The following is a 26,365-nucleotide window of genomic DNA, read 5'->3' as shown; positions in this document are numbered from 1 at the left end:
GGTTAATCAGTGAGCGGGACAACTATCCTGACACAGCGGGAAAGTTCAAGCCAATAATAGCTGTCAGAATTTAATTTGGGGAAAAAAATATCAAAGAATATTTTATCGTTTTTGCTAATTTGTGTTAACTCTCCTAAAAGATGTATTTCGTCGTCTATTATGGAGGAGGTGAATATAATGCTGTTAACACCACGACTTAGTAATGGTTTTGATATATTCTGTAGAGCACTGTTTTTTGATAAGCTCGAAAGCTCTATTTTAAAAGCAGGGGAACCATTAATTTTACGTGTTTTTATTTTAGGAATATCACTATCACCTGAGGCTGTTCTATCTTCTAAAATATCATAAATAAAATTCGCAGGTATAATTGCAAGCGAAAATCTTAAAAGCCAACGAGTTATTCTATCATCAGCTCTTCGATGTAAATAAAATTTATAATAGTTTCTGTATCCCATTGCTAATATTGATGACAAACGAAAGATACCTCTTGGACTTATGTAATAATCCACTGGTATATAGATGTAGTAATACAATGACTCTTGAAAAGTGTGATACCAAAAATTTTGATCTTCCATAGTTACTTCACTCTCATCATGTCCTTCATAATTCGAGAAGCAAGCTGATGAGAGACATAAGATTGTGATGGATAGTAAAATTAGCCTCGTCCAAGATTCAAATTTATTCTTCAATTAAGGACCTTCATTTAATCGGACAGAATTAGAATGCTACGAATGTACCGAAGTAGATTCAAGAATGGTGTATTCGTATGTGCCAAGATTTCTTATTTCTAAAGTCCCCTGACCAGATAAAGTCAGATAGGGGATCAGAAAGGTTGCTTGATATCTATTGGTTATTTTCTTGCCTCTGCGAAAGCCGGATTCCTTGAAATTTTGATACGAGGATGAGGGCAGTGACCACAAATGAGACTCTGTTGAGCCCTGAGCCAACATACCGACTCCTGTAGCATGTTTGGAGATAAGTGACATTAACCTATTTCCTGCTTCGGCTTGATCGAAGCTACTCGCAACCTGGCCTGGTGCGGACAAAAAATCAAAACTAAGGAGAGCTGTTCCATCATTCAAAATGACAATAAAACCAATGTTTTCAATCTGGTCAACAAGGCCATCGGGATCAGCTGAAAACTGAATAACGTAAACTTTACTTATAATTCTCTCTTTGAGATTTTTATCAACTCTCAGGGTGGTTTCAGACATGGAAGTAGCCAGTTGTAAATATTGATCAACATTCTCAGGCCTGGTGTGGCCAAGAATTTGTCGAGTTTTTGTACTACCTGTACTATCTGTATAGGTGAAAGTGTTTGGCCCAATGACTTCTACGGTCGCCCAAGTCAAGGAACAGAAAGAAAATATAAAAAATAGTAAAAGATACAGTGTATTAAACATGATCTTACTCCTGTAAAAATATTTTTAGTATTTTGTGGCTGCAAAGTACAACAGGTAAACCATTCCAATATAGTCATAATCCCGCAAACTAACAAATGTTTCCAAAGGAATGCGCTGATGCGCAGCACTTGAACCAGAGGTTATGTGCTATTATAAGTGGCCAATTGGTCATCATGGATCAGCCAGAATGTTTCTGTCTGGTAGTAAATCAGGTATCAAACGATGCTTTTCTCTAGTCTTTTTGCAAGAACATTCTTTACACTTACGCTTGGGTTTACAGTAATCAATGCTTGTGCAGATGATGATTTTGTTGATAGCACCACCGAATATAGCATTGTTATTAATGAAATATATGACGAAATTGTCGTCGCACATCGGCAAGGGGATAATTGCCACCTTATTATTTCACATACTCTTGGTCCCTCACTTAATCAACAGCCACCACAACCAAGTGCTGCAATTATCTTTCCTGAGTCTTTTTACAGTCAAAGTCCACATTTTGTTGCAGAGCTCTGGCCGCCTTCTTACTCCTCAACTCCGGATCGCTTGTTCTCTCCTTCTTTAGAGGAAGGGGTAATGGCTCTTGATGCTCTTCAGATGCTTACGCACGAGAATTTAATTCAAATGGCCACTGGGGCTGGCCAACAATCTGGTTTCGCAATCGCTCTCCCGATAGGGCCTATTGAAATTGAAATTGAAAACCGGAATCAGTTGTATGTGATTGATCCAATACTTCATGATCCAATAGTCACTACTTGCGGAAGCACTGCTTCATCCAGCACTGAAAATAAACCAGCACCAGAAGAACAACCAGCTTCCGACAGAAGCGCCAACAAGGAGACCTCGCGATCAAAGCGGAAAAGAAAAGCGCCTTCTGCCAACACATTGGCTGAGACCACCCCACGGCCGCCACCTGCAGAAGAAGGACCCTCCAATGCAGCTGCTGCCTCTGAAAGCCCCGCTACGAATGAGCAGGATCACTACCAATTTCGTATCACAGGGCATATTAATCTGGGCATCGAAGTCCCACGTACATCAAGAGCAAAGAACAACAGGAAGAGAAAAGATACGGTTGATGTTCCAGTAACAATGCTTGTCAGCACCAACACTACAGAAGGCAAAGTCGAGATAGACTCTCTTTCATCCAGAAACTCAAAATATGCAATTAATATATCTCGCAAACCGTCTCAAGCCAGCTCGTCAAACAAGGCATTACCAGATAAAAGCCTCCGGGAAGTTTGGGAGATAATACAAAGGCGGGCAATACAAAGAATCATAGGTGAGCTTGAGGGCCCACAAATTTATGGTGTAAGGCAGATAATAAATTCCTCACCACCATCAGACGCCAAAACACTACCGTGGATTCCAAAAATAAATTTACAGGTAATCGATCAAGCTGATTCCAAGGTCCCATCAGTAGATATGTACATAGAATCCAGCCCCTGACTTCACTAGTGCGATGTTGCGGTGTTGAATCAGCTATTTGATCGCTTCGATATAAGGCCAGAATCCAATAGCTCTCTCGGGTGTTGCCAGATCAGATCCTTATTTATTCAGTGAAATCCATAAATACGCATTTTTTCAAGATTGTCGGGATTTATTTTCTGTTTCAAGTTCTTCCAACAATATAAAAGTAAGCTGTATGCTTCTGCATTTTCAGAGTTACAAGTTATAGCTATCACTGCTGAATTTACTGCAGAATTTACAGTCGATTGATTTATTCCCCTATCTTCTCTGTTTGTAAAAAATAAATAATAATAATGAATTGCATCGTTATGGTTGCCCATCAAAGAGTGAACAAATGAAAGTTCATAGTAAATTTGCAAATTTCTGAGATTTGTTGGGTGGGAAAACTTTGTTTTTACCAGGCATGTATTTAAAGTGCTCAACGCTTGTCCTAGTTTTCCCATATTTCTTAAAGCTACTGCGTGGGCATACAAAAAGAATAAATCATCCTTATGTTCTGAAAATTTACAGAGGTAATCAATATCACGCCATAAGGCTGAAAACCTTCCTTCTTTCCTTGCTCGTTCAAGCAATCTTCTCAAATGATAATGTAGAGATGTGTTGTGTTTATTATTTGTACTGATTCCAGAACTGATATTTTTTCCAATTGCCATTCTGGCGACAGAGTCTTCTCCCCTTAGGCGACCAGTTGGTAAAAGTTGTAATGAAATTTGAAAACCACAATTAGGGCAAAAGTTGCTTGCTGCATTAATTTCAAATTTACAATTATTGCATCCTACTGACCAAGCTTGACCTGTAATGATGACTGGTATCAAAGTTATAAATAAATATCGCATAACGAAATACTAACGTGAAAACTTCGATAATTTGGCAAACTTTTTTGATCTGCACATTTAAGGTAGCCAAATGATAGCTGTCAGGTGAAAAGGTGCAAGTATCATTTTCCATTTGTGAGTTCAGAGTTTCTGGTTATTGGTTTGAGAACGATCAATCAGAACTGATAATGAATACTATCTCTGTCGTTTAGATCAAGGTCTCAGAAGGCCGGACAGGTGTCTTTCAGTAAGAAGAACTTAATGACTTTTTATGTTCTCAGCAGTGGTAACAATCTCTGCTTCTGTGCAGAAATAAATCATGCTCTGGTCTCGACGTGGTCCAAGTTTTTCAGATTTGTACCCTGTCAGGCTTGAAACAGTGCAGCTGACAACTAACAGCCGACTGGGTATTATGACTACCGATGGAAGATAAGGTAGACCTCTGAGTCGGTAACCGATTCAATTCCAAAATATCAGCCTATTGCACTTGTCGTTTTTTTCCAGTCTGCTCTGTTCTGAAGAGAAATCTGCTTTGCAATGCTGTTGTGTTTTTTACTTTTTTGCGTATTAACCGAGAGCATTATTCAGTTGTGGCTCGTGTTATCAGGTATTGTCTGTCGTTTTGTTTCGGTAATCCGTGACAAAAAGTGATAGATCCTGTTTTCAATCCATGTTTTCTGATGCAAAGCATTGATATACTGGCAGGACAAATGAGGAGGGGAAGCTCATGGGAAACCGATAAAACTGTCGTGTTTCGAAGGGTTCTTCATTGATGTTCTGATCTATATGACAGAGGTTTCTGTTCAGATCAGAACCAAACAACAGAGCCGGGGAACCGGCCAGGGTCCTGAAGGCTGTTCTTCAGAGATCGCAATAGATTGAAGCTTGCAAATCCGGGGTCTGTTGGAGCTGTGCTTTGAGTCCGACAGGTTTCTGGACCGAACATGGGAGTTGGGGAGCGCAATGTCACTAATTCGTGAAGAGGATCTGATTGAGAGCGTAGCTGACGCTCTGCAATTTATCTCCTGTTATCATCCACTGGACTTTATTCACGCTGTTCATGATGCCTGGAAAAAAGAGCCCTCCAAGGCTGCCAAAGACGCCATGGCCCAGATTCTGATTAATTCCAGAATGTGTGCAATGGGCAAGCGACCCATTTGTCAGGATACCGGTATTGTTACGGTCTTCCTGAAGATCGGTATGAATGTCCGCTTCGAAAGTGACCGAAGTGTCGAGGATATGGTGAATGAAGGTGTTCGCCGTGCCTATACGCATCCGGAAAATGTTCTGCGTGCCTCTGTTCTGGAAGATCCGGCAGGTGCCCGCAAAAACACTAAAGACAACACACCTGCTGTCATTCACATGACTCTCGTGCCCGGAGATACTGTTGATGTCCAGGTGGCAGCCAAAGGTGGTGGTTCCGAGAACAAGTCCAAGCTCGCCATGCTTAACCCCTCTGATGATATTGTTGAGTGGGTCAGGAAAACCGTACCGACGATGGGTGCGGGCTGGTGTCCTCCGGGCATGTTGGGTATTGGTATTGGTGGAACAGCTGAAAAAGCCATGGTGCTTGCCAAGGAATCTCTGATGGACCCCATTGATATCCATGAACTCAGAGAGCGTGGACCCAGTAACCGGGTTGAAGAGCTGCGTTTGGGGATCATGGATGCTGTCAACAGTCTGGGTATTGGTGCACAGGGTCTGGGTGGTCTCACCACGGTGCTTGATATCAAGATCAAGGACTATCCTACTCATGCCGCCTCTCTGCCCGTGGCGATGATTCCAAACTGTGCTGCCACACGACATGCGCACTTTGTACTGGACGGCAATGGCCCTGTTATTCAGGAAGCTCCGAGCCTGGATGATTACCCTGAAGTCGCTCTGGATATGAGTGAAGGGGTGCGCAAGGTTAATGTTGACGATATCTCCAAAGAAGAGACCAAGAGCTGGAAGCCGGGCGACACAGTATTGCTGTCAGGAAAAATTCTGACCGGTCGTGATGCTGCCCATAAGCGCATGGTTGACATGATGTCCCGTGGCGAAGAGTTGCCTGTTGATCTGAAAGGTCGTTTTATCTACTACGTAGGACCTGTTGATCCGGTTCGTGACGAAGTGGTGGGTCCGGCAGGTCCAACCACTTCTACTCGTATGGACAAATTTACCCGTACTATGCTGGAGCAGACCGGTCTGGCTGGAATGATTGGCAAGGCTGAACGGGGTGACGCTGCGATTGAGGCGATCAAGGATAACGAATCTGTCTATCTGATTGCTGTAGGTGGAGCCGCTTACCTGGTTTCCCAGGCTGTCAAGAAAGCAGAAGTCGTTGCTTTCCCTGAACTGGGTATGGAAGCTATCTACGAGTTTGAGGTTAAGGATATGCCTGTGACCGTAGCAGTCGATCACACTGGTAATTCTGTCCACAAAACCGGACCACAAATCTGGAAACAAAAGATAGAAGAGCAGGTTCTGGATATTAAATAAGTTTCCAAGAGCCTGTATCGGGTCAGCCTCTCGGGGCTGGTCCGGCTTTATTCGCTAGTTTATTCAACTGTTACCTCTTTTTTGATGGCCTTTTTTCTCCTTTAGTGGGTTCTTGTAACGCTCCTTCCTGCCTGATTAAATGGACATAAACACTGCCAAAATCTGGATATTCGGCGAGATATAATCAGGCTTCTATAATCAGTTTATTAGAACAGGCAGTAAGGACGCACCAATGGTTGACGATTCTGATCAGGGTCAGGAGCCCGCCTCCGGCCGGAACAATCCTGAAAATACTGAGTTTCTTTTTTTCTGGCAAAACCTTTTTGCAAGGATTAGACGCTTTGTCTCAGACAGGCAAGATGTTATCAGGATGGATTCTGATGCCAGAATCGTCCGGTCTAATCTGTTGAACCTCCAGATTGAAGGTCGATTCGAGCATTTCTGGATTGCAGAGCATCCGGAGGAGGTTGTAGAAGACAATCAATGTGAGTCGATCGTTGATGATGAGCTGTTTTCAGAGTTACTGGCTATTGAAGAAGAGTGGATACGCTTGCAGCAGTTCAGGGATCAATTTCGGAGAAACACTGATTAGATGCCCCCACAGGAATATTGTTAGTCAGACTGACGCTCTGGTTAGTTCTTATTCAGTTTTATCGAATAAGCATAAAGCCCCGTACTTTGAGGACGGGGATGTAAGCTCGGCTTGCAAAGCAAGCCCCTTGTGCTAGTTTCCTATCCGTCAGGTGTTTTTAGCGATTACGCTACCTGACAGGAAAAGTAATAAAGGCATATCAACAGCCCCTTAGAGACCCGTAAAAAGGCCTGGCTGCTATTCGCACCCAGGCTTTTTATGTTTTCAGAACTCAATAAAATATAAACTCAACAGCTACCGGATTCACAGAGCCCGAATCGCTTTGAGCTGTTCATCGAGCCGTTCTCTGGCAGCCAGCGCTTCTGTCAACTTTTCGCGTTCCTTAGCAACTACTTCAGGTTTGGCGTTGTTGATGAACTTCTCGTTGGCCAGTTTGCCTTCAAAGCGCTGAACTTCTTTATTCAGTCGTTCAACTTCTCTGCTCAGACGAGCTAGTTCCTTGTCTTTGTCGATCAGGCCCGCCATAGGCACCAGAACTTCCATCTTGCCGACCAGTTGAGTCGTCGACATAGGTGCTTCCTCGTCAGAGCCCAGAAGACGAATGTCTGACAATTTCGCCAGAGACTTCAGAAAAGCGCTGTTTTCATCAAGGCGACGTTGGTCGTCAGAAGAGAGGTTGCGCAGCAGAACATTTAGTTCACGGCTGGGGCCAATATTCAGTTCAGCACGAATATTACGGATACCGGTAATGAAGCCTTTCAGCCATTCGATGTCTTGCTCGGCAGTTTCGTCCAGCTTGCTTTCGTCCAGAGTCGGGTAACTCTGCAGCATCAGGGTTTCACCTTCAACGCCAGCTTCTTGCTTGATGTTCTGCCAGATCTCTTCAGTAATAAACGGCATGAATGGGTGAGCCAGACGCATAATGGTTTCCAGAACCCGGACCAGTGTTCGACGGGTACCCCGCTTCAGGGCTTCGGAAGCATTTTCACTCCATAGAACAGGCTTGGACAGTTCCAGGTACCAGGCACAGTATTCATTCCAGATGAAGTCGTACAGATTCTGGGAAGCGTGATCCAGACGGAAGTCTGCCAGATTCTTTTCAAGCTGGGCTTCAAGACGTTGCAGCCGGGAAATAATCCACTTGTCCGCCAGAGTCAGCTCAACGTCGGTATTGCTCTGACCACAGTCTTCACCCCTGGTGTTCATCTGAACATAGTTGGCTGCATTCCAGATCTTGTTACAGAAGTTTCGGTAACCTTCCAGGCGCTTCATATCCCAGTTGATGTCACGGCCGGTGGAAGCCAGTGAATATAGGGTGTAACGCAGGGCATCCGTACCGTGCGCCGCGATACCTTCAGAGAAGGTTTTACGGGTTCGTTTTTCAATTTTTGCCGCCAGCTGTGGCTGCATCATATTGCCGGTGCGTTTTGCAACCAGATCTTCCAGGCCGATGCCGTCGATCATATCCAGCGGGTCCAGTACGTTACCTTTGGACTTGGACATCTTGTCACCATTCTCATCTCGAATCAGACCGGTCATGTAGATATACTTGAACGGTACCTGGGGGTTGCCGTCTTCATCTTTGATGAAATGCATGGTCATCATGATCATCCTGGCAACCCAGAAGAAAATGATGTCAAAACCGGACACCAGAACATCTGTCGGGTGGAAGGTTTTCAGGCGCCCGGTGTTTTCAGGCCAGCCCAGGGTGGCAAAAGTCCAGAGGGCAGAAGAGAACCAGGTATCCAGTACGTCGTCTTCCTGTTTAAGGCTGACTTCGGCCGGGATGTTGTTTTCCTGTCGTACGTCTTCTTCACTGCGGCCTACATAAACATTGCCCTCTTCATCGTACCAGGCAGGAATGCGGTGGCCCCACCAGAGCTGGCGGGAAATACACCAGTCCTGAATGTCCTGCATCCAGGAGAAATACATGTTTTCGTATTGTTTGGGGACAAACTGAATGCGGCCATCTTTGACGGCTTCAATGGCGGGTTTTGCCATAGGCCCTGCACGGACAAACCACTGGTCCGTCAGCAGAGGTTCAATAACAACGTCAGAACGGTCGCCGTAAGGCACCATCAGTTCGTGATCTTTAACTTCTTCCAGCAGCCCGGCCGCTTCAAAGTCGGCGATAATGGCCTTACGAGCAGCAAAACGCTCCATGCCACGGTATTTCTCGGGGATGGGGGCTTCCATGTCGTGATTGCTGGAACCATCAATGTTGAAAACTTCACCCTGTTCACTGATATGACCTTCCAGAGTCATGACATTAATCATGGGCAGACCGCAGCGCTTGCCGACCTCGTTATCGTTGAAGTCGTGAGCCGGAGTGATTTTTACACAACCTGTGCCTTTTTCCATGTCAGCATGTTCATCGGCAACGATAGGAATACGACGGTTGACCAGTGGCAGGATAATGTCTTTTCCGATCAGGGCCTTGTAGCGCTCGTCTGCGGCATTAACGGCAACACCTGTGTCACCCAGCATGGTTTCGGGACGGGTTGTGGCTACGACAATGTAGTTTTTGCCTTCAGCGGTTTTTTCGCCGTCAGCCAGAGGATAACGCAGGTGCCACATGTGCCCTTTGATTTCCTTGTTCAGCACTTCCAGGTCAGAGATGGCGGTATGAAGTTTGGGGTCCCAGTTGACCAGGCGCTTGCCACGATAGATCAGATCGTCTTCATAAAGGCGAACGAAGACTTCCTGAACGGCTTTGTAGAAGCCTTTATCCATGGTGAAACGTTCATTGTTCCAGTCAACAGAGGCTCCAAGACGACGCAGCTGACGGGTGATGTGACCGCCGGACTCTTCTTTCCATTCCCAGATCTTGTCGGTAAAAGCTTCACGGCCATAATCGTGACGTGTCTTGCCTTCTTCCGCCTGGACTTTACGCTCTACCACCATCTGTGTGGCAATACCGGCATGGTCAGTACCCACCTGCCAAAGAGTATTGCTGCCTTTCATGCGCTGGTAACGAATCAGGGCGTCCATAATGGAGTCCTGAAAAGCGTGACCCATGTGCAGACTGCCGGTGACATTGGGCGGTGGAATCATGATGGAGTAGGGAGAACCTTCGCCGGAGGGGGCAAAGTAGCCTTTTTCTTCCCAAGTCTGATACCAGCTGCGCTCAATCGCGTGAGGGTTAAACGTTTTTTCCATAACTACAGAGTTCTGACAGGTTCTGATCTAAACGACGCAGTATACACGGAACCGACAGGGCAGTGTTAATAGGAGAAGCCACCTGTCTGAATGATATCGGACGTTAATCCGATAGACCGTCGGGCATCTGATCGAGAAGGTGATCCAGATAGTTGTTAAGCTCACGGTTCAGCTGAGCCTCGACCCTGACCAGCTCTTCATCGATGATCTCCTGAATCAGCAGTCGGGCCTGTTTGCGTAGCCGGGTTTTCAGTTCAGACTCCGTGACACCGGGGTTAAGCAGGGGGCTTAGAATAGGCGGTTCTTGCGGGTTATTCTGTTGATAATCACCGGTGACATTCAGAACTGTGATGGTCTGTCTGGCCCCTTCATGCTCAGCAAGGTCGGTAAGAACAGGAATGTGTTGGTTGAGATGATCATTGCGGTCTATCTCTTCCTTCAGTAGGCTTTTTAATCTTTCCTGTTCATTCAGCAGACCTTTCGTCTTTTTCTGACTCATATTTTCTACCTGCTCATTTTTTTTGCCAGCGGATGGCTTTTTGCCAGCTAATGGCTTCAATCCCGGATTTGATGGGTTTCCGGCTGGATGCCATCCGCAACATAAGTCCTGAATTTTTCACGGAGAACCTCAACCGGGCCCGGACTCTGGTCAACAATTTCACAAGTTCGGACAAAATTTTTGTAAAAGTTCGGAATTTGGCTGGACAGATTGATCAGCAGGGTGTTGTCGTGCAACGATTCCGGTGGTTTATATCCCAGCGTGATTGGCGCTATTACTGCTTCGCTGTTGATGATCTGGTGTGGCAGAAAACTGTCCTCACGCCACTCCCAGAGCAGTCGGTCCAGAGTTTCGCACTGGATGTCATTATCCGTATGAATATGTACAGGCATACCACTACGCCATGCCTTGTCGGTCAGTCGACAGGCGAACTTTTTAACGGCTTGGGCAGACTGCTGTTGCAGTAAATAGAAAGTAACTCGAGACATGACGTTGAGTGTAATGGGAAATGATGCTGGTTTAAAGGTCGTTAACTGTCAACGCTTGGGTTAGCTGCGCGCCGAAGGCGCGTCGGGTGGAGCCCTTAAGGACGGAGCCTACGCCACCACTTGTCAGGCAGCCTGGTTATTGGCGGGAAAGGAAGGTCTGGAGCATTTCTTTGATTTCACTGATTTCAGAGCCTTGCCGGTCAACTTTCTGTTCGAGGCCGTCAAAACGGACTTTAACCTCATGAACCTCATGTTCGAGGCCGCCAAGACGCGCTTTAACCTCATGAACCTCATGTTCGAGGCCGCCAAGACGCGCTTTAACCTCATGAACCTCATGTTCGAGGCCGCCAAGACGCGCTTTAACCTCATGAACCTCATGTTCGAGGCCGCCAAGACGCGCTTTAACCTCATGAACCTCATGTTCGAGGCCGCCAAGACTCGCTTTAACCTCATGAACCTCATGTTCGAGGCCGCCAAGACGCGCTTTAACCTCATGAACCTCATGTTCGAGGCCGCCAAACCGCTCATTAAACTCGGCAAACTGCTGATTAACTTCATGTCTGAATTGATTATGTTCTTTTTCTTGCTGGTCAAACCTTTGGTGCATTTCACCACGGGTCTGACCCAAACCATCAACTACGTCAGTCAAGGTGTTGCGAATATGATTAATCTCTGTCGGCTGAGGCTTTGCTCTTGTATTCACTGGCATAACTCCAATCAATATGAGTGAATGACACATATTAGTAGAGATTTACGGCAAGACACCTGACAGCGGCTTCACGAATGTTGCGTTGATGATTTTCGGAAACAGGGGTTGTGAGCCTCCAAAGATCCACAACCCTGAGAATATTACAGCTGGTTCAGCAGATATTGAATCAGCATGGGTACAGGGCGACCGGTAGCGCCTTTGGCTTTACCGGAGTTCCATGCCGTTCCGGCGATGTCCAGATGAGCCCACGGGTAGCTTTCTGTAAAGCGCGCCAGGAAGCAGGCCGCAGTGATGGTACCAGCCGCACGGCCACCGATGTTGGCCATATCAGCAAAGTTGGAATCCAGCTGGGCCTGATACTCTTCACCCATTGGCAGCTGCCAGGCCAGATCGGAAGCGTCTCTGGAAGCTTTCAGCAGTGCTTCGGTCAGCTCATCATTGTTGCTCAGAAGACCGGTGGTGTGGTGACCCAGGGCAATGACACAGGCACCTGTGAGAGTGGCAACATCGATCACTGCTTTTGGCTTGTAACGCTCGGCGTAAGTCAGAGCATCGCAGAGTACCAGTCGGCCTTCGGCGTCAGTATTAAGGATTTCAATGGTCTGGCCCGACATTGAAGTGACGATGTCTCCCGGACGGGTAGCGTTGCCACTGGGCATATTCTCGGCGGCGGCAACCATGCCTACAACGTTGATGGGCAGGTTCAATGCCAGAATGGTCTGCATGGCGCCAAAAATGCTGGCTGCACCACACATGTCGAATTTCATCTCGTCCATGGCTGCACCGGGCTTCAGGGAAATACCACCGGTATCGAAGGTAATGCCTTTACCCAGAAGTACAACGGGCTTCTCACCGCGCTTGCCACCTTTGTAGTCCATCAGGATCAATTTGGATTCCTGGTCTGAACCCTGGCCTACGGAAAGTAGGGAGTTCATACCCAGATCGGACATCTGTTTTTCACCCAAAATCTTGGCAGTCATCCTGGCATGGGTTTTTGCCAGAGCTTTAGCCTGATCTGCCAGATAAGTCGGGTGGCAGATATTGCCCGGCAGGTTGCCCAGAGTACGAGCCAGGTTACGACCTTCACCAATGGCCTGACTTTCAGCAATAGCTTGATTCAGAGATTTTGCCTGCTTGCGATCAGCCAGAAAGGTGACCTTCTTCAGTACCAGTGCATCGGCGCTTTTACTCTTGAATTCGTCGAACTGGTAGAACGCATATACAATGGCTTCTACCAGCTGACGTACTTTCCAGCTATGGTCCTTGCCGTGCACATTGATATCTTCCAGGGATACCAGGGCGTCTTTGACAGAGGTAGCTTTCAGTTCACCAGCAACGGCTCTGGCCAGTTTGATGAATTCACTTTCCTTGAGGGCGGTTTTTCCTTCGCCGGTCGCACAGAGCAGAATCCGCTCAGAGGGCATTTCCGGAACATGCTGGAGCAACAGGGTCTGACCTGCCTTGTACTTGAGGTCGCCTCGTTTGAGGATGCTGTTGATGGCACCCTTGCTGGCTTCGTTTACGGCTGCGGCTGCGGCGGTAAGCTCTTTCTTCTGCACACCCAATACCAGGCAGGCAGTTTTCTGCTTCTCTACCGCTCCGCTTTTTACGATAAATTGCATGGTTGCTCCCATAGGACACTTGTCCGGTTCTAACTCTCGGGGATGACCCGATTTCCTGTTAATCTTTCTGACAAATTCCTGATAAATACTCTTAATCGGGCTTGTGGCTCTGGTAACCAGGAGTCGGGATTTCGAGGGAACCGACGGACACCTGAGTCAGCACTGAATGCCCCTGGGGGACACACCCTTTTTTAGCAAAAGGCACGTAAATGATGAGACTTCTTTCATCCGGGCTATAAACTCGAAGAGGTTTGTTGGATAATTGTCAGATCGGGTATTTGAACAGAGCTTGCACGAGAAGTGAATTCCCGCAAGGCTTTCAGAGATAGATTTTAGTCCGTTTATTGTATCAATGTGTCGACAACTGATTTTTCGGGCAGAAAAATCATGTTTTGATGGTCGACAAATGGTCAGGATTACTGTCTGTCTTGAAGCGTCATACTTACCGGACCTCTCGGGTAAGTGAGTTTTACTTTTATGAACTATCGGAAACAGTAACTCAAGATCATGCCTTCGATCCTTTTTCGATACCTGGCCAAAGAAATGCTCAAGGTCACATTTGCTGTGACCGGCGTTGTGCTCCTGATTATCATGAGTGGCCGTTTTGTGAACTATCTTGCGCAGGCTGCCAATGGCACGCTGAACGCCGATATCCTTTTTGCCATTATGGGCTATAGAATGCCCGAATTCCTGGTAATGATTATTCCCCTGGGGCTGTTTCTGGGCATTATCATGGCATATGGCAGGCTCTATGTAGAAAATGAAATGACGGTTATGGGGGCCTGTGGTGTCAGTCAGGGCCATCTGCTGCGCATGACCATGATTCCGGCGCTGGGCGTTATGCTAGTGGTGGCTCTTCTAAGTATTCTGGTCGCCCCCTGGGGGATAAAGAAGGTAGAAACCATTCTTCATCAGCAGGATTCCATGACTGAGTTCGACACCCTGGTACCGGGTCGTTTTCAAAAGTTTGAGGGGGCAAATCGGGTTACTTACACCGAATCGCTGACGGATGACAATCAACAGATGGAGAAGGTGTTTATTGCTCACCAGTCATCCGGGCGGGGCAGTTCAGAGATGTCTCTGGTGCTGGCAGAGCGTGGTCGTATATCTACCACAGAGGAAGCCGGTCAGCGCTATCTTATCCTGAGTGATGGTTATCGCTACGATCTGACACCCGGTGGCAAAAAAGTCAGGGTGACTCAGTATGGAACCTATGGCGTTCGAATGGAAGAGAATGCAGTCGCAGATGAAATCAGCAAAGAGCAGGCGCTGCCGACTTCTACATTGTTAGGCTCTGATAATCCCACCTATATAGCTGAGTTGCAGTGGCGTATCTCACTGCCATTATTGATTCCAATTATTGTGTTGCTGGCTGTACCGCTCTCAAAAGTGAGCCCCAGACAAGGACGCTTCGTCAAACTCTTGCCCGGTGTATTGCTCTATCTGCTGTATCTGGCGTTACTGATTTCAACCCGTGGAATGGTTGATGATGGTCGCCTTTCTCCAAAGGTCGGTGTCTGGTGGGTGCATGGGGTTTATCTGCTGCTTGGATTGGTCGTTTATTTTCAGGAGCCTTTGCGGGTCATGATTGCCAAAAGGAAAGTTGCTCATGCGTAAGCTGGACCGTTACATCGCATGGAACGTATTGGCTTCCATGGTCGTGGTGCTTTTGATTCTGGTGGCGCTGGAATCCATGTTCGCGTTTTTGGGCGAGCTGGATAATATTCGTGGCAATTATCAGATGGCGGATGCGGTCGTCTATATTTTGCTTCTCATCCCCAAGAAGATTTATGAGTTCATCCCGGTGTCAGCCTTGATTGGATGTCTTGCTGGCCTCGGCAGTATGGCCTCAAACAGCGAGCTGGTGGTCATGAGAGCCGCAGGTGTTTCGCTGTGGCGGATGGTCTGGTCTGTGATGAAGCCGGCCCTGGTGCTGATTTTCATAGGCATCGTATTGGGTGAATATGTGGCGCCCGCCACAGAGCAGATTGCTGAAAGCCGGAAGAATATCGCCCGATCCCACAATGGCGAGTATTCCGGAGAAGGGGTCTGGCATCGTGAAGGCAATGAATTTATGTATTTTAATGCCGTTGAGCCAAATGGTGTGCTCTACGGTGTGAGTCGATATGTTTTTGATGATGATATGAGACTCAAGGAGAGTTCGTTTGCCAGAAGGGCGATCTATCAACAGGACCACTGGCTGCTTGAGGATGTCACCCTTAGTCGTATGGAAGGCGATAAAGTCGTTTCAGAAACAGTGAATACAGAGCCCTGGGATACCAACCTGACAACAACGCTTTTGAAAGTGGTGGTGGTTAAGCCCGATGGCTTGTCTATATCAGGCCTGAATACTTATACCCTTTATCTGGAAGAGCAGGGACTGGATACGGGTGAATATGCGCTGGCGTTCTGGACAAAAGCACTGCAACCCTTGTCTATTTTCTCCCTGGTGCTGGTGGGAATCTCTTTTGTCTTTGGTCCTCTGCGCTCGGTCAGTATGGGGCTGAGAATCTTTTCGGGCGTGATTACCGGGGTTGTATTTATGATTGTGCAGAACCTGCTGGGGCCTTCCAGCCTGGTGTTTGGTTTTCCGCCAGTCTTCTCTGTTCTGCTGCCGGTTCTGATCTGTATTGGTATAGGGTCATTGTTGCTACACCGGGCTGCCTGATGACAGAGTGCTGTCTTATTTCGGAAGATGGCTGGCTGTATTGAGAGAGTAAGAATGGTGTTAAATCCAGGTGCCTGAGGCAGTCATTGAGCTAACATAGGCTGACTGCCTGTGATTTATTCGGTCAGGACTTTTGTTTAGGAATATACAGCGTTCTGGATCGGGACAAGCGATCTTGCCAGCTGAGATGTTCCCGATCCCAGAGACACCAGAAGACTCCCAGTCCGCAGAGTAACAGGGCAGGGATAGCGGTCAGTGTGCGAATCAGACATTGGCCGATAGAGATATAACCTCCTTCCCGATCCACAATCTGAATATTCCAGGCCTGCATGCCCAGTGTCTGGCCTCGACGAGTCCAGAAAAAGGCAAAGAAGCTGAAAATACTCAGAAAAAGCGCAGCATAAAAGAAGGGCCCGCCAATGGATTGCCCATTCTCTGTCATGGCCTTGAGTTCTTCAGCTCCATATACCTTCATTTGAATGCCCAGGTTGATAAAACCCACCAGAAACATAATGGCCAAAACCAGAAAACTGTCGTAGATCATGGCAGCCAGTCGCCGCCAAACGGGTGCGGGTTGAGCCTGCTTCTTTTGAGATGTGCCTGACATAAAAACTCCTGTAACAGGCTGCGGAGTTTATCAGTTTCTATCTTGTTGGGCAGCTATGGCATAACAGGATTCAACCAGTGCCAATTAAGTTCCAGGTATGTTATTGATCATAAGGGCTTTATATTGAGTTGGAGGTTTTGTGCATCCTGCCTGTTAATCAAACAGCGAACCCTGTTGATCAGGTAAGCCACCTTCGAGATCAAGTAGCTTTTGTTTAGCCGGTTTACCGCCGGCATAACCTTGAAGCTCACCGTTGCTGGCAATAACCCGGTGGCAGGGAATCAGTATTGAAATGCCGTTTGCACCATTGGCATTGGCTACGGCTCTCAGGGCGTTCCTGTCTCCCATGGATTCTGCCAGTCCGGCATAGGTGGTGGTCTCTCCATAGGGAATATCCATAAGAGCTTGCCAAACCTGCTTTTGAAAGGCAGTGCCAACCAGAAGCAGAGGCACTGAAAAGCTATTCCGCTCTTTACGAAAATACGCTTCCAACTGCTGCCGGGTGAGTGCCATCACTTCGTTGTCCTGCTCGACGTACTCAGCTTTGAGCCCATTTCTGACACGCGCGTCAACTTGCAATCTTTTCTTTCGATAGCGCCAGTCACACAGGCAGAGCTGCTGGTCATAGGTGCCCAGCATCAGCTCGCCAACGGGTGATTTGTAGTATTGGATGTTGATGTTGTTCATAGTGAAGGTTTATAACATATTTTGGGCTGAGGTTGTTTGGTTGAGGTGGAAAATATGTCACTGGCTTGCTCCTATGCTTCGCACTGGAGTATATACATCCCGATAAGCGGACCCCGAAACTCAAGACAAAGTGCTGGTTTCCAGGTCTGGAACCAAAGGGCCTGAAGGCGAGGAAACCAGGATTATTTGGCAGCCTCCATACTATGGGAACAAGCTAAAAAACTGGGTGCATAATATTCGCCAAGAAAATTAATTCCCTGGAAGTTACTGCTAGAATGATGAAGCTGTGTAGATGTGTAGAAGTGTGTTTTAAATATATAGAGGAAATACACGCTACTGGCCCGTTGTAGAATGTTTACGGGCTTATTCGGGAGAGAATTATGAATAAAGAAGACTATTTGAAGCATATTGAAGTTGATCAGGCAAAACGTTTTGGAAAACCTTGTATAAAAGGGACCCGAATAACGGTTACGGACATACTGGAAATGCTGGCAAGTGGTATGACGCAAGCAGAAATACTTGATGAACACCCTAATCTTCTGGCTGAACATATTAAGGCTGCATTGCTCTATGCAGCCAATCAGCTATCTGGTGCCGCCTGATGCTATTGTTGGATGAAAACCTTTCACCAAAACCTGTTGCCAGAATCAATGATACATACCCCGGAAGCTTGCATGTTTTGCATTCAAAGCTGGATAACTCACCTGATATTGAAATCTGGTGTTATGCAAAAAAACAACAGTTAACCATTGTCACCAAAGACAAAGATTTTCTTCGCTATGCAATTCAGTACGGCCATCCACCAAAATTGGTTTATCTGACAACAGGAAATGCAAAACTGGCTGTTGTAGAAGCCATTCTTTTAGAAAATGAAGCGATCATAAAATCATTTGCCACATTGGACAAAGAAGGTGTCTTGAAAATGGGCTAGTGATACAAAAGTTTAGCCACCACCTTACAGGTAAATTATCATGCTACATAGATTCTGCTTCAGCTCCCACTTCAGAGCGACGCATTGTAGGTCTGTTGTGCGCAGGACTGACTTTGTCATGCCACAGGTCATATCCACCTGAAGCAGAATCTTTGACTGCACTTTTTACCCCCCCCCATATCTTCTCTATCTTTTGGCCCGTATCCAAGCTCCTGTGTGAGAGTGCATTTGGGACTAAGAGAGTGAAAATTATAAGACCGGCCTCAACTTGCTGAATTTATTAATGACAAACAGCTCTCAATTATTCGAAGTCAGTCTTATCATGTCGTTCAGGCAATTGTTCCTCGGGTTCTCCCCAGGTTCTGTTGACCATCTTGCCGCGTTTAACTGCGGGTCGTGAAGCCATCTGTTCTGCCCAGCGTTTAACGTTTTTATAAGAGTTCACACTCAAAAACTCTGCCGCGTTGTACAGCTGACCCAAGACCAAAGCACCGTACCAGGGCCAGATAGCGATATCGGCGATGGAGTATTCATTGCCTGCGATATGATTGTTTTTCGCCAGTTGCTTATCCAGTACATCCAGCTGGCGTTTTACTTCCATGGTGTAACGATTAATCGGGTATTCAAATTTCTCGGGTGCATAGGTATAAAAATGGCCAAAGCCTCCACCTAAAAAGGGTGCACTGCCCATCTGCCAGAATAACCAGGACATGATTTCTGCACGACCCTCTTTTTGCGGCAAAAATTCGCCAAACTTTTCTGCCAGGTGAACCAGAATGGCACCGGATTCAAAAATACGAACCGGCTTCTCGCCACTGTTATCGATCAATGCCGGAATCTTCGAATTGGGGTTGATATCGACAAACCCGCTACCGAATTGCTCTCCTTCCATGATCTTGATTGGATAAGCATCATATTCGGCTTTATCAATGCCTTTCTCTAACAACTCTTCGAACATGATGGTGACTTTTACTCCGTTGGGAGTGGCTAGTGAGTAAAGCTGGAAAGGATGCTCTCCCCTGGGCAGTTCTTTATCGTGTGTTTTACCAGATACCGGACGATTGATATTGGCAAATTGACCGCCGGATTCATCGTCCCAGGTCCAGACCGCCGGAGGGGCGTATTTGTCTTGTTCGCTCATGTTCTAAATCCTCAGATTAGTGGACCCATACTAGCTTTGAATGCTTTTCTTGAACAGACAGTGCAGCGGATAAGGCTATTTCACAGAGTGAGCAGGGGTTATACCGCAATTTGTCGGTTGCTGCCCGGGAATTGGAATTTTTTTTCGTTCTCATTGTCAAAAGGTAAAAAGGACATTTTGATAAGGGTGCGCATATATGGATGTAAAAGGCAAAAATACCAATACCATGACCGGATCTGGCCTAATTTCCAAAGCCAGTGATAGTGAAGGAATAGGGAATTATAAATCGCTCTCAGTAAGATCCACTGAAGGCAACGAGAGACTCTTCAATCCTGGCAATGTTGTATCTGGCAACACCGGAGTATCTGGAACCGGATTTCAACGCATTGACAGCTCGTTTAATCTTACCGACGGTAATGTCAGTCATTCCAAGCCTTGCAGCCCGAAAACCTTCGGTATAGAAGGTGGGGCAGAAGACAACCACAAAGTAGCAACCAGTTTTGGCCATAGTCAGGTAGAGCAAAAAAAGTTGTTGGAATTACTTACTTCAGAAAATGATAACGAACAATGTGTAAAAGAAGAATTAGAGAAACTTGTCCAACAATTTGATAAATTACATGTCGGTATCAGTTTAATGGCTGAAGTTAATGAGCTGAAAAAAGAGATTAAGGAATACATTGATACGGGTACTTACAGCTACATAGGGAAAGAATTTGAAACTATAAATGATGCTCAATCAAGAAAAAAAATAGCGGATAAAATTAAAAAAATAGTACGGGATATCGCTATTTGGTCGGGGGTCGAAAAAGACAATCTGAAAGTGCTCACCTATATTATTGAACAAGGGGTTCCTATCGAAAGAAAAGCTGGCTGTATTGATCTTGATCCTGAGTCTACTGTATACCTCCCTTTTGACACGATGAGAAAGCTGGTAGATAACTGCAAGCCAGACTTTCCAGATCTGTTATTTGTCAAGGGTATTTTTGCTGGTACTGATCCTCGCTTTGACGTTCTTTCCGAGGAGATTTTAACTTCCAGATACATTAAAGATGAATTATTTCAGCAGGCAATCGCACAATCAATACCAACGGTTTCATTTAGAAGGTTAATGATTTTTTTTAACTACCTTCGTCGTGAATGTAATGCCAGAGACATGATTAAAGACCTTAATAGGCATAGTTTCGAAAATCACCGCATTACCAATTGTCACAGGATGGAAAGATACAGTAAAAGCATAATAATGGTATTTGTTCTTGAAGCCATGGCTCAACAATCACAAAAAGAAGCAAAGGAAGAAGTCTGTAATCTTATTGGATCATTTTATCAGGATGAGCAGCAGATGATTGCAATGATTGCACTTTTGGGAGGACTGCACCAATGCTCCGAACTATTGACTGAAATGGGTATTACCGTCTCCAGGCAGGCGTTTAAAAAAGCCTCGGTTAATCTTGAAAATTCTCCTTTTCTTATGGCTAAAGAGGCGGGTCTGACGAATGAACGACTGTTTGCCAATACAGTGAATCGAATAGCTCCGTTTTTATGGTCCTTGCCCAATAAATTCGGGCTATATCTGCACCAGGAACACTGGCTTTTAGATAAAAAATCGCTGTCGTTTATTCATCTTGTCATGGATCAATTGTCGATTTGTCAGGAGGGGAGTTATGAATCGAAAAATGGTTTAGCGCCGAAGCATGGAGCAGCATTGGTTCCGGGAGATGTAAGCCTGTGGGCAGCAAAAATTTTTAAGGGAATGAGTGATGCTACTTTGACAAACAGTGCAGGTCTTTTACAGGAAGATGCCCGCTATAGTGAGACATGGAACATCCTGATCAGCCAGGTTAAATGCTGCAATGGGCTGGCCCGTTCCGATGATTTCAAGAAATTCATGGATTGGCTTTTGATGGATGGTCTGTCATGGGTACGAGGGGAATCGAAATACCGTGAGAAAGAGGCAGCTTTTACAACCAGACTGAAAAGTTACCGACCGGACTTGTGGCCGGACCCGGGTAATGAGGATTCGACAACATCACCGGCATTATGTGATCAACTTGAAACTTATAGCAATCGTGTCACTAACTTACATTTTAACTTCATTGAATCATTTCTACGGCTTGCCCCTACAGGCCATCGAATTTATGTGCTAGATAACTGGTTAAACAATCCTGATTGCGCAAAGCAGCGTGAAACCCTGTTTTGCAGATCTGTTCATCCCCTCAATACTATGGGAAGTCCTAACATTTGGCAGGTGTTGTTATCACTGGATAAAGATTATCAGCCACAGGGAAATCAGTTTGAACATGATTGGCAAAAACTGGACAATCCACAGCAATGGACAGCGCCCCCTCCGATAACATCGTTAATAGGCAAGTCTATCGAGGTGTATGGGCGTACGCTCGTCATTCAGCGAACAGACGGTGGCTGGGATTATCTGAAATTTCTCAGTGATACGGAAAAGCCTGAAGAACTGGCAAAAGAGGGTAATAAAATCAGCCTGATGGCAACCATAGCCAGCCAGCATGGCTTGAAAAGTTCAATTCCCGATGTGGTCGGCAGATATCGCTGGGAAAATGTGCAGACTGGTCTGACGACATTAATACCTCCCACCTTAAAGACCAAACTGGAGGAAAAGTGTCGCTACATTGATGACAAGACAGGTTATTGTCTACATCTGAAATCAACCAAAGATGCGCCTTATCATTTATACCCTTATGTTCTTGATCCAGTAACAAAGGCGGATCAGATTTTCGAGGGACTCTATAAGTATGCCCATGATTGCGGTGTTTTATTCAGTTGCGGATTATATGCTCCAGAGGTAATGGCGGCTGACCATGATTCAGTGACGAACCGAAAGCACCATGTGCTTTCGTCTTATGTGGGTGCCTCCAGCGAGGGGAGGATGCTCCAGTGGAAAAAAGCCTCAAAACATCCCAACGTGGGTCCCGTAGGCATGCGGGATTCCGGTGATACGAAAAGTATGCATGAGCTGGGTGAAGATTATTTTTTTTCCGGCAGATGTCAGAAATTTCTTGATTTTGAAAAGTCAGAGGATCGGGCCAAGGTGGCCTTTTCTGAACTGGCAAAAAATGCCCATGGGTTGGTATTGCAATATGCTCTCTGTTTTCAAAAACAGTTCGACTCTGGCAATAGAGAGTCCACAGTCAATCATGAGCATAAAATAAAGGCAATTCTGGCTACTCTGTTTCACAAGGCGTTTCCCCGATTCACAGAAGAGTGCGCAGCTCAGGCCATGGATGAAGATGGGCTGCTGTCACAGGCTGTTAGAGAAATCGTCTACTGGTGTAGTCATGACGCCAGATTCGTTAACGATATAAAACATAACGCTATACCGAAATCGACCTACCCAGATTGTCCAGAAACGACCAATATCTTTGATTATTGCACATTGGAACCTCGTGAGCTGGTCCCCGGCGTTGGTTTTGTTACACGGGATAACCAGCCAAACCTTGGCGTTTCTTTTGGTGTCAATCCATTGGTTACGTTGAATGCAGTGCTTGTAAAGCTACTGGCCAGGGGCGCTCTGACCTCTCTGTGAGTTCAATCTTTTCAGGATAAACTCATCACTGGATTTACCGCAATTGTCGGTTGTGGCCCGGGAATTGGAATTTTTTTTCGTTCTCATTGTCAAAAGGTACAAAGGACATTTTGATAAGGGTGCGCATATATGGATGTAACAGGCAAAAATACCAATACCATGACTGGATCTGGCCTAATTTCCGAAGCCAGTGATAGTGAAGGAATAGGGAATTATAAATCGCTGACAGTAAGATCCACTGAAGGCAAAGAGATATACTTCAATCCTGCCAATGTTGTATCTGGCAACACCGGAGTATCTGGGCCCCGATTTCAACGCATTGACAACTCACCTGATCTTACCGACTACAGTGTCAGTCATTCCACAGTTTACAGTCCGAAAAACATCGATATAGAAGTTGGGGCCGAAGGCAACCAGAAAGTAGCCCCCAGCTCTGGTCATCGTCAGCTAGAACAAGCAAAGTTGCTGGAATTACTGACTTCAGAACATGATAAAGAAGAATGTTTAAAAGACGAATTTGAGAAACTTTTCCAACAATTTGATAAATTACATGTCAATATCAGTCTAATGGATAAAGTTAATGAGCTGAAAAGAGAGATTAAAGAATACTTTGATAATGATACTTACATCGTTGGCAGGTATAAATTTGAAATTACAAGCGGTATTGAATCAAGGAAAAAAATAGCGGTTGATGTTCAAACAATAGCACGGGATATTGCTACATGGGCCGGGGTCGAAAAAAACAATCTGAAAGTACTTACCTATATTATTGAGCAAGGGTTCCCCATCAATCCTCTATCCAGCTGTCTTGATTTTGACCTTGAAACTACCGTATACCTCCCTTTTGATACGATGAGAAAGCTGGTCGATAACTGCGAAGATCATTGCCCGGACCTGTTATTTGTCAAGGGTGCTTTTGCTGATCCGGACTCTCGCTTTGACCTTCTTTCAGAGGAGATTCTAAATTCTCGATCCATTGATGGTATGTTATTTCAGGAAGTAATTGCACAATCAATACCAAAGGTTTCATTGGCCAGATTAATGATTTTCTTTAATTACCTCCGTCGTGGATGCAATAGCAGAAACATAATCAGAGACTTGAATGAACATCAATTTCGATACCACCGATTTACTAATAGAAGAGAGATTCACAGATACAAAAAAAACATAATAATGGTGTTTGTTATTGAAGCTATTGCACAACAATCACAAAAAGAAGCCCGCAAACTTATTGTTTCATTTTCTCAGGAAGAACAGAAGCTGATTGCAATGATTGCTGTTTTAGGAGGACTTTACCAATGCTCCGAGTTATTGACTGAAATGGGTGTTACCGTCTCCAGGCAGGCGTTTAAAGACGTATCGGTTAATCTTAATAAATCTCCTTTTCTTATGGCCAAAGAGGCTGGTTTGACCAATGAGCGCTTGTTTGTCAATACAGTCAATCGAATAGCTCCGTTTTTATGGACCTTGCCCGACCAATTCGGAATGCAGATGCACGAGGAACACCTGTATTCAGAGAAGGATGAGCTGCCATTTATCCATCTTGTCATGGAACAAATGTCCATTTGCCATAAGGGGAGTTATGGATCGGAAAATGGGTTATGGGCGTATCATGGGAAATCTTTGGATCTGAGAGATGTAAGCTTGTGGGCAGCAAAAATTTTTAAGGGAATTAATGATACTATTTTGGCAAACAGTGCAGGTCTTTTACAGGAAGATGTCCAGTATAGTCAGACATGGAACACCCTTATCAGCCAGGTCAAATGCTGCAATGGCCTCACCCATCCTGATGATTTCAGGAAATTCATGGACTGGCTTTTGCTGGATGGCCTGTCATGGGTTCGATCGGAATCGCGCTACCGTGAGGCTGAGGCAAAGTTCACAACCAGGCTGAAAAGTTACCGTCCGGACCTGTGGCCGGACCCGGGCAATGAGGCTTCGGCAACACCACCAAGATCATATGCATATACTCAACTTGTAACCTACACCACTGGCGTCACTAACTTACATTTTGACATCATTGAATCATTTCTGCGGCTTGCTCCTCCAGGCCATCGAATCCATGTGCTAAATAACTGGTTAAACAATCCTGATTGTGCAAAACAGCGGGAAGCCTTGTTTTGCAGAACTGCTTACCCCCTCAATGTTGTGGGAAGTCCTAACATTTGGCAGTTACTGTTATCACTGGATAAAGATTATCAGCCACAGGAAAATCAGTATGATAATGATTGGCAAAAACTGGACAATCCGCGGCAGTGGTCAGACCCTCCCCCGACAGCATCATTGATAGGTCAATCTATCGAGGTGTGCGGGCGAACGCTGGTCATTCAGCGAACGGATGGTGGCTGGGATTATCTGAAATTTCTCAGCGATACAGAAAAACCGGAAGAACTGGCAAAAGAGGGTAATAAAATCAGCCTGATGGCAACCATAGCCAGCCAGCATGGCTTGAAAAGCTCAATTCCTGAAGTGGTCGGCAGATATCGCTGGGAAAATGTGCAGACTGATCTGGCGACATTAATTTCTCCCACCATAAAGGCAAAACTGGAGGAAAAGTGTCGCTACATTGATGACAAGACAGGTTATTGTCTGCACCTGAAATCAACCAAAGATGCGCCTTATCATTTATACCCTTATGTGCTTGATCCAGTAACAAAGGCGGATCAGATTTTCGAGGGACTCTATAAGTATGCCCATGATTGCGGTGTGTTATTCAGTTGCGGATTATATGCCCCAGAGGTAATGGCGGCTGACCATGATTCAGTGACGAACCGAAAGCACTATGTTCTTTCCTCTTATGTCGACGCCTCTAGCGAGGGTAGGATGCTTCAGTGGAAAAAAGCGTCAGAACATCCCAATGTGGGTCCAGTGGGTATGCGGGATTCCGGTGATACGAAAAGTATGCATGAGCTGGGTGAAGATTATTTTTTCTTCAGCAGGTGTCAGAAATTTCTTGATTTTGAAAAGTCAGAGGATCGGGCCAAGGTGGCCTTTTCTGAACTGGCAAAAAATGCCCAGGGGCTGGTATTGCAATATGCTCTCTGTTTTCAAAAACAGTTCGACTCTGGCAATAGGGAGTCCACACTTAATCATGAGCATAAAATAAAGGCGATTCTTGTTACTCTGTTTCACAAGGCGTTTCCCCGATTCACAGAAGAGTGTGCGGCTCAGGCAATGGATGAAGATGGGCTGCTGTCACAGGCTGTCAGAGAGGTTATCTACTGGTGCGGTTATGACGGCAGATTTGTTAACGACATTAAACATAATGTTATACCGAAGTTGACCTACCCAGACTGTCCTGAAACGACCAATATCTTTGATTTCTTCATATTTGAACCTCGTGAGCTGGTCCCCGGTGTTGGTTTTGTTACGCGGGATAACCAGCCAAACCTTGGCATTTCTTTTGGTGTCAATCCATTGGTTACGCTGAATGCAGTGATTGTAAAGCTACTGGTCAAAGGAGCCCTGAGTTCTCTGTGAGTTCAATCTTTCAGGATAAACTCATTAGTGCATTACTGAGTGCTCCTATCAGTACAGAAGCCC

At 45.8% G+C, this 26,365-nt stretch carries 20 protein-coding genes; 9 read left to right on the top strand and 11 right to left on the bottom strand.

Features of this window, described 5'->3' with window-relative positions; genetic code table 11:
* Positions 1-2 precede the first annotated feature (2 nt).
* Together ACOMG9_RS15300 and ACOMG9_RS15295 are read right to left on the bottom strand one after the other, a co-directional pair.
* Entirely contained in the window at positions 3-575 is a 573-nt protein-coding gene (locus ACOMG9_RS15300) for a hypothetical protein (protein WP_448217514.1), read from the bottom strand.
* Between the two features lie 150 nt (positions 576-725).
* Positions 726-1,403, bottom strand: a complete 678-nt coding sequence (locus ACOMG9_RS15295; RefSeq protein ID WP_422138360.1) for a hypothetical protein — start codon at positions 1,401-1,403, stop codon at positions 726-728.
* 222 nt (positions 1,404-1,625) lie between these two features.
* Here ACOMG9_RS15295 and ACOMG9_RS15290 point away from each other — a divergent pair, with 222 nt between their 5' ends.
* Positions 1,626-2,849 carry a hypothetical protein gene (locus ACOMG9_RS15290; RefSeq protein ID WP_448217513.1) on the top strand — a complete coding sequence of 408 codons (1,224 nt, stop codon included), beginning with the start codon at positions 1,626-1,628 and terminating at the stop codon, positions 2,847-2,849.
* A gap of 107 nt (positions 2,850-2,956) precedes the next feature.
* Here ACOMG9_RS15290 and ACOMG9_RS15285 read toward each other — a convergent pair whose 3' ends face one another.
* Positions 2,957-3,706: a hypothetical protein gene (locus ACOMG9_RS15285; protein ID WP_448217512.1), complete on the bottom strand. Its 750-nt coding sequence runs from the start codon at positions 3,704-3,706 to the stop codon at positions 2,957-2,959.
* A 942-nt stretch (positions 3,707-4,648) separates the two neighbouring features.
* Between ACOMG9_RS15285 and ACOMG9_RS15280 the strand changes: the two genes are divergently transcribed.
* Positions 4,649-6,166: a fumarate hydratase gene (locus tag ACOMG9_RS15280; RefSeq protein ID WP_448217511.1), complete on the top strand. Its 1,518-nt coding sequence runs from the start codon at positions 4,649-4,651 to the stop codon at positions 6,164-6,166.
* 232 nt (positions 6,167-6,398) lie between these two features.
* The gene (locus ACOMG9_RS15275) at positions 6,399-6,758 is read left to right on the top strand and encodes a hypothetical protein (protein WP_448217510.1); all 360 of its coding nucleotides are present in this window, start codon (positions 6,399-6,401) and stop codon (positions 6,756-6,758) included.
* 303 nt (positions 6,759-7,061) lie between these two features.
* Here the strand turns inward: ACOMG9_RS15275 and ACOMG9_RS15270 are convergent, their stop codons facing one another.
* The 5 genes from ACOMG9_RS15270 to ACOMG9_RS15250 form a co-directional block, all read right to left on the bottom strand.
* On the bottom strand, positions 7,062-9,917 hold the full coding sequence (locus tag ACOMG9_RS15270; RefSeq protein ID WP_448217509.1) for a valine--tRNA ligase: 2,856 nt from the start codon (positions 9,915-9,917) through the stop codon (positions 7,062-7,064).
* Positions 9,918-10,020: 103 nt separating this feature from the next.
* Complete coding sequence (locus ACOMG9_RS15265; RefSeq protein ID WP_448217508.1) at positions 10,021-10,416, bottom strand: hypothetical protein; 396 nt, start codon at positions 10,414-10,416, stop codon at positions 10,021-10,023.
* 56 nt (positions 10,417-10,472) lie between these two features.
* Entirely contained in the window at positions 10,473-10,904 is a 432-nt protein-coding gene (locus ACOMG9_RS15260) for a DNA polymerase III subunit chi (RefSeq protein WP_422134306.1), read from the bottom strand.
* A 136-nt stretch (positions 10,905-11,040) separates the two neighbouring features.
* Positions 11,041-11,613: a hypothetical protein gene (locus tag ACOMG9_RS15255; RefSeq protein ID WP_494529057.1), complete on the bottom strand. Its 573-nt coding sequence runs from the start codon at positions 11,611-11,613 to the stop codon at positions 11,041-11,043.
* A 140-nt stretch (positions 11,614-11,753) separates the two neighbouring features.
* Positions 11,754-13,235 carry a leucyl aminopeptidase gene (locus ACOMG9_RS15250; RefSeq protein ID WP_448217505.1) on the bottom strand — a complete coding sequence of 494 codons (1,482 nt, stop codon included), beginning with the start codon at positions 13,233-13,235 and terminating at the stop codon, positions 11,754-11,756.
* A gap of 507 nt (positions 13,236-13,742) precedes the next feature.
* Here ACOMG9_RS15250 and lptF point away from each other — a divergent pair.
* Both lptF and lptG read left to right on the top strand, forming a co-directional pair.
* A complete protein-coding gene (gene lptF, locus ACOMG9_RS15245; RefSeq protein WP_422134303.1) occupies positions 13,743-14,852 on the top strand; it encodes an LPS export ABC transporter permease LptF in 1,110 nt (369 codons plus the stop codon).
* Positions 14,845-15,903: an LPS export ABC transporter permease LptG gene (gene lptG, locus ACOMG9_RS15240; protein WP_448217504.1), complete on the top strand. Its 1,059-nt coding sequence runs from the start codon at positions 14,845-14,847 to the stop codon at positions 15,901-15,903. The genes lptF and lptG overlap by 8 nt, the downstream gene beginning before the upstream one ends.
* 124 nt (positions 15,904-16,027) lie before the next feature.
* Here lptG and ACOMG9_RS15235 read toward each other — a convergent pair whose 3' ends face one another.
* The gene (locus ACOMG9_RS15235; protein WP_422134301.1) at positions 16,028-16,510 is read right to left on the bottom strand and encodes an RDD family protein; all 483 of its coding nucleotides are present in this window, start codon (positions 16,508-16,510) and stop codon (positions 16,028-16,030) included.
* Positions 16,511-16,663: 153 nt separating this feature from the next.
* Positions 16,664-17,197 carry a methylated-DNA--[protein]-cysteine S-methyltransferase gene (locus ACOMG9_RS15230; protein ID WP_448217503.1) on the bottom strand — a complete coding sequence of 178 codons (534 nt, stop codon included), beginning with the start codon at positions 17,195-17,197 and terminating at the stop codon, positions 16,664-16,666.
* A gap of 380 nt (positions 17,198-17,577) precedes the next feature.
* On the opposite strand from ACOMG9_RS15230, the gene ACOMG9_RS15225 reads away from it, so the two are divergent.
* Positions 17,578-17,799 (top strand): DUF433 domain-containing protein, encoded by a 222-nt coding sequence (locus ACOMG9_RS15225; protein WP_448217502.1) that lies wholly within the window; start codon positions 17,578-17,580, stop codon positions 17,797-17,799.
* On the top strand, positions 17,799-18,128 hold the full coding sequence (locus ACOMG9_RS15220) for a DUF5615 family PIN-like protein (RefSeq protein ID WP_494529056.1): 330 nt from the start codon (positions 17,799-17,801) through the stop codon (positions 18,126-18,128). Before ACOMG9_RS15225 ends, ACOMG9_RS15220 begins: the two co-directional genes overlap by 1 nt.
* A gap of 301 nt (positions 18,129-18,429) precedes the next feature.
* On the opposite strand, the gene yghU is transcribed toward ACOMG9_RS15220, so the two are convergent.
* The gene (yghU, locus tag ACOMG9_RS15215) at positions 18,430-19,269 is read right to left on the bottom strand and encodes a glutathione-dependent disulfide-bond oxidoreductase (protein WP_448217500.1); all 840 of its coding nucleotides are present in this window, start codon (positions 19,267-19,269) and stop codon (positions 18,430-18,432) included.
* A 196-nt stretch (positions 19,270-19,465) separates the two neighbouring features.
* Between yghU and ACOMG9_RS15210 the strand changes: the two genes are divergently transcribed.
* Together ACOMG9_RS15210 and ACOMG9_RS15205 are read left to right on the top strand one after the other, a co-directional pair.
* Positions 19,466-22,822, top strand: coding sequence for a hypothetical protein (locus tag ACOMG9_RS15210; protein WP_448217499.1), 3,357 nt, complete (start codon positions 19,466-19,468; stop codon positions 22,820-22,822).
* A 129-nt stretch (positions 22,823-22,951) separates the two neighbouring features.
* A complete protein-coding gene (locus ACOMG9_RS15205) occupies positions 22,952-26,302 on the top strand; it encodes a hypothetical protein (protein ID WP_448217498.1) in 3,351 nt (1,116 codons plus the stop codon).
* Positions 26,303-26,365 lie beyond the last annotated feature (63 nt).

The sequence above is a fragment of the Endozoicomonas sp. PH6C genome, from assembly GCF_059322965.1.
Note: the sequence above shows the minus strand (reverse complement) of the source record. Positions and strands in the feature narration are given on the sequence as shown.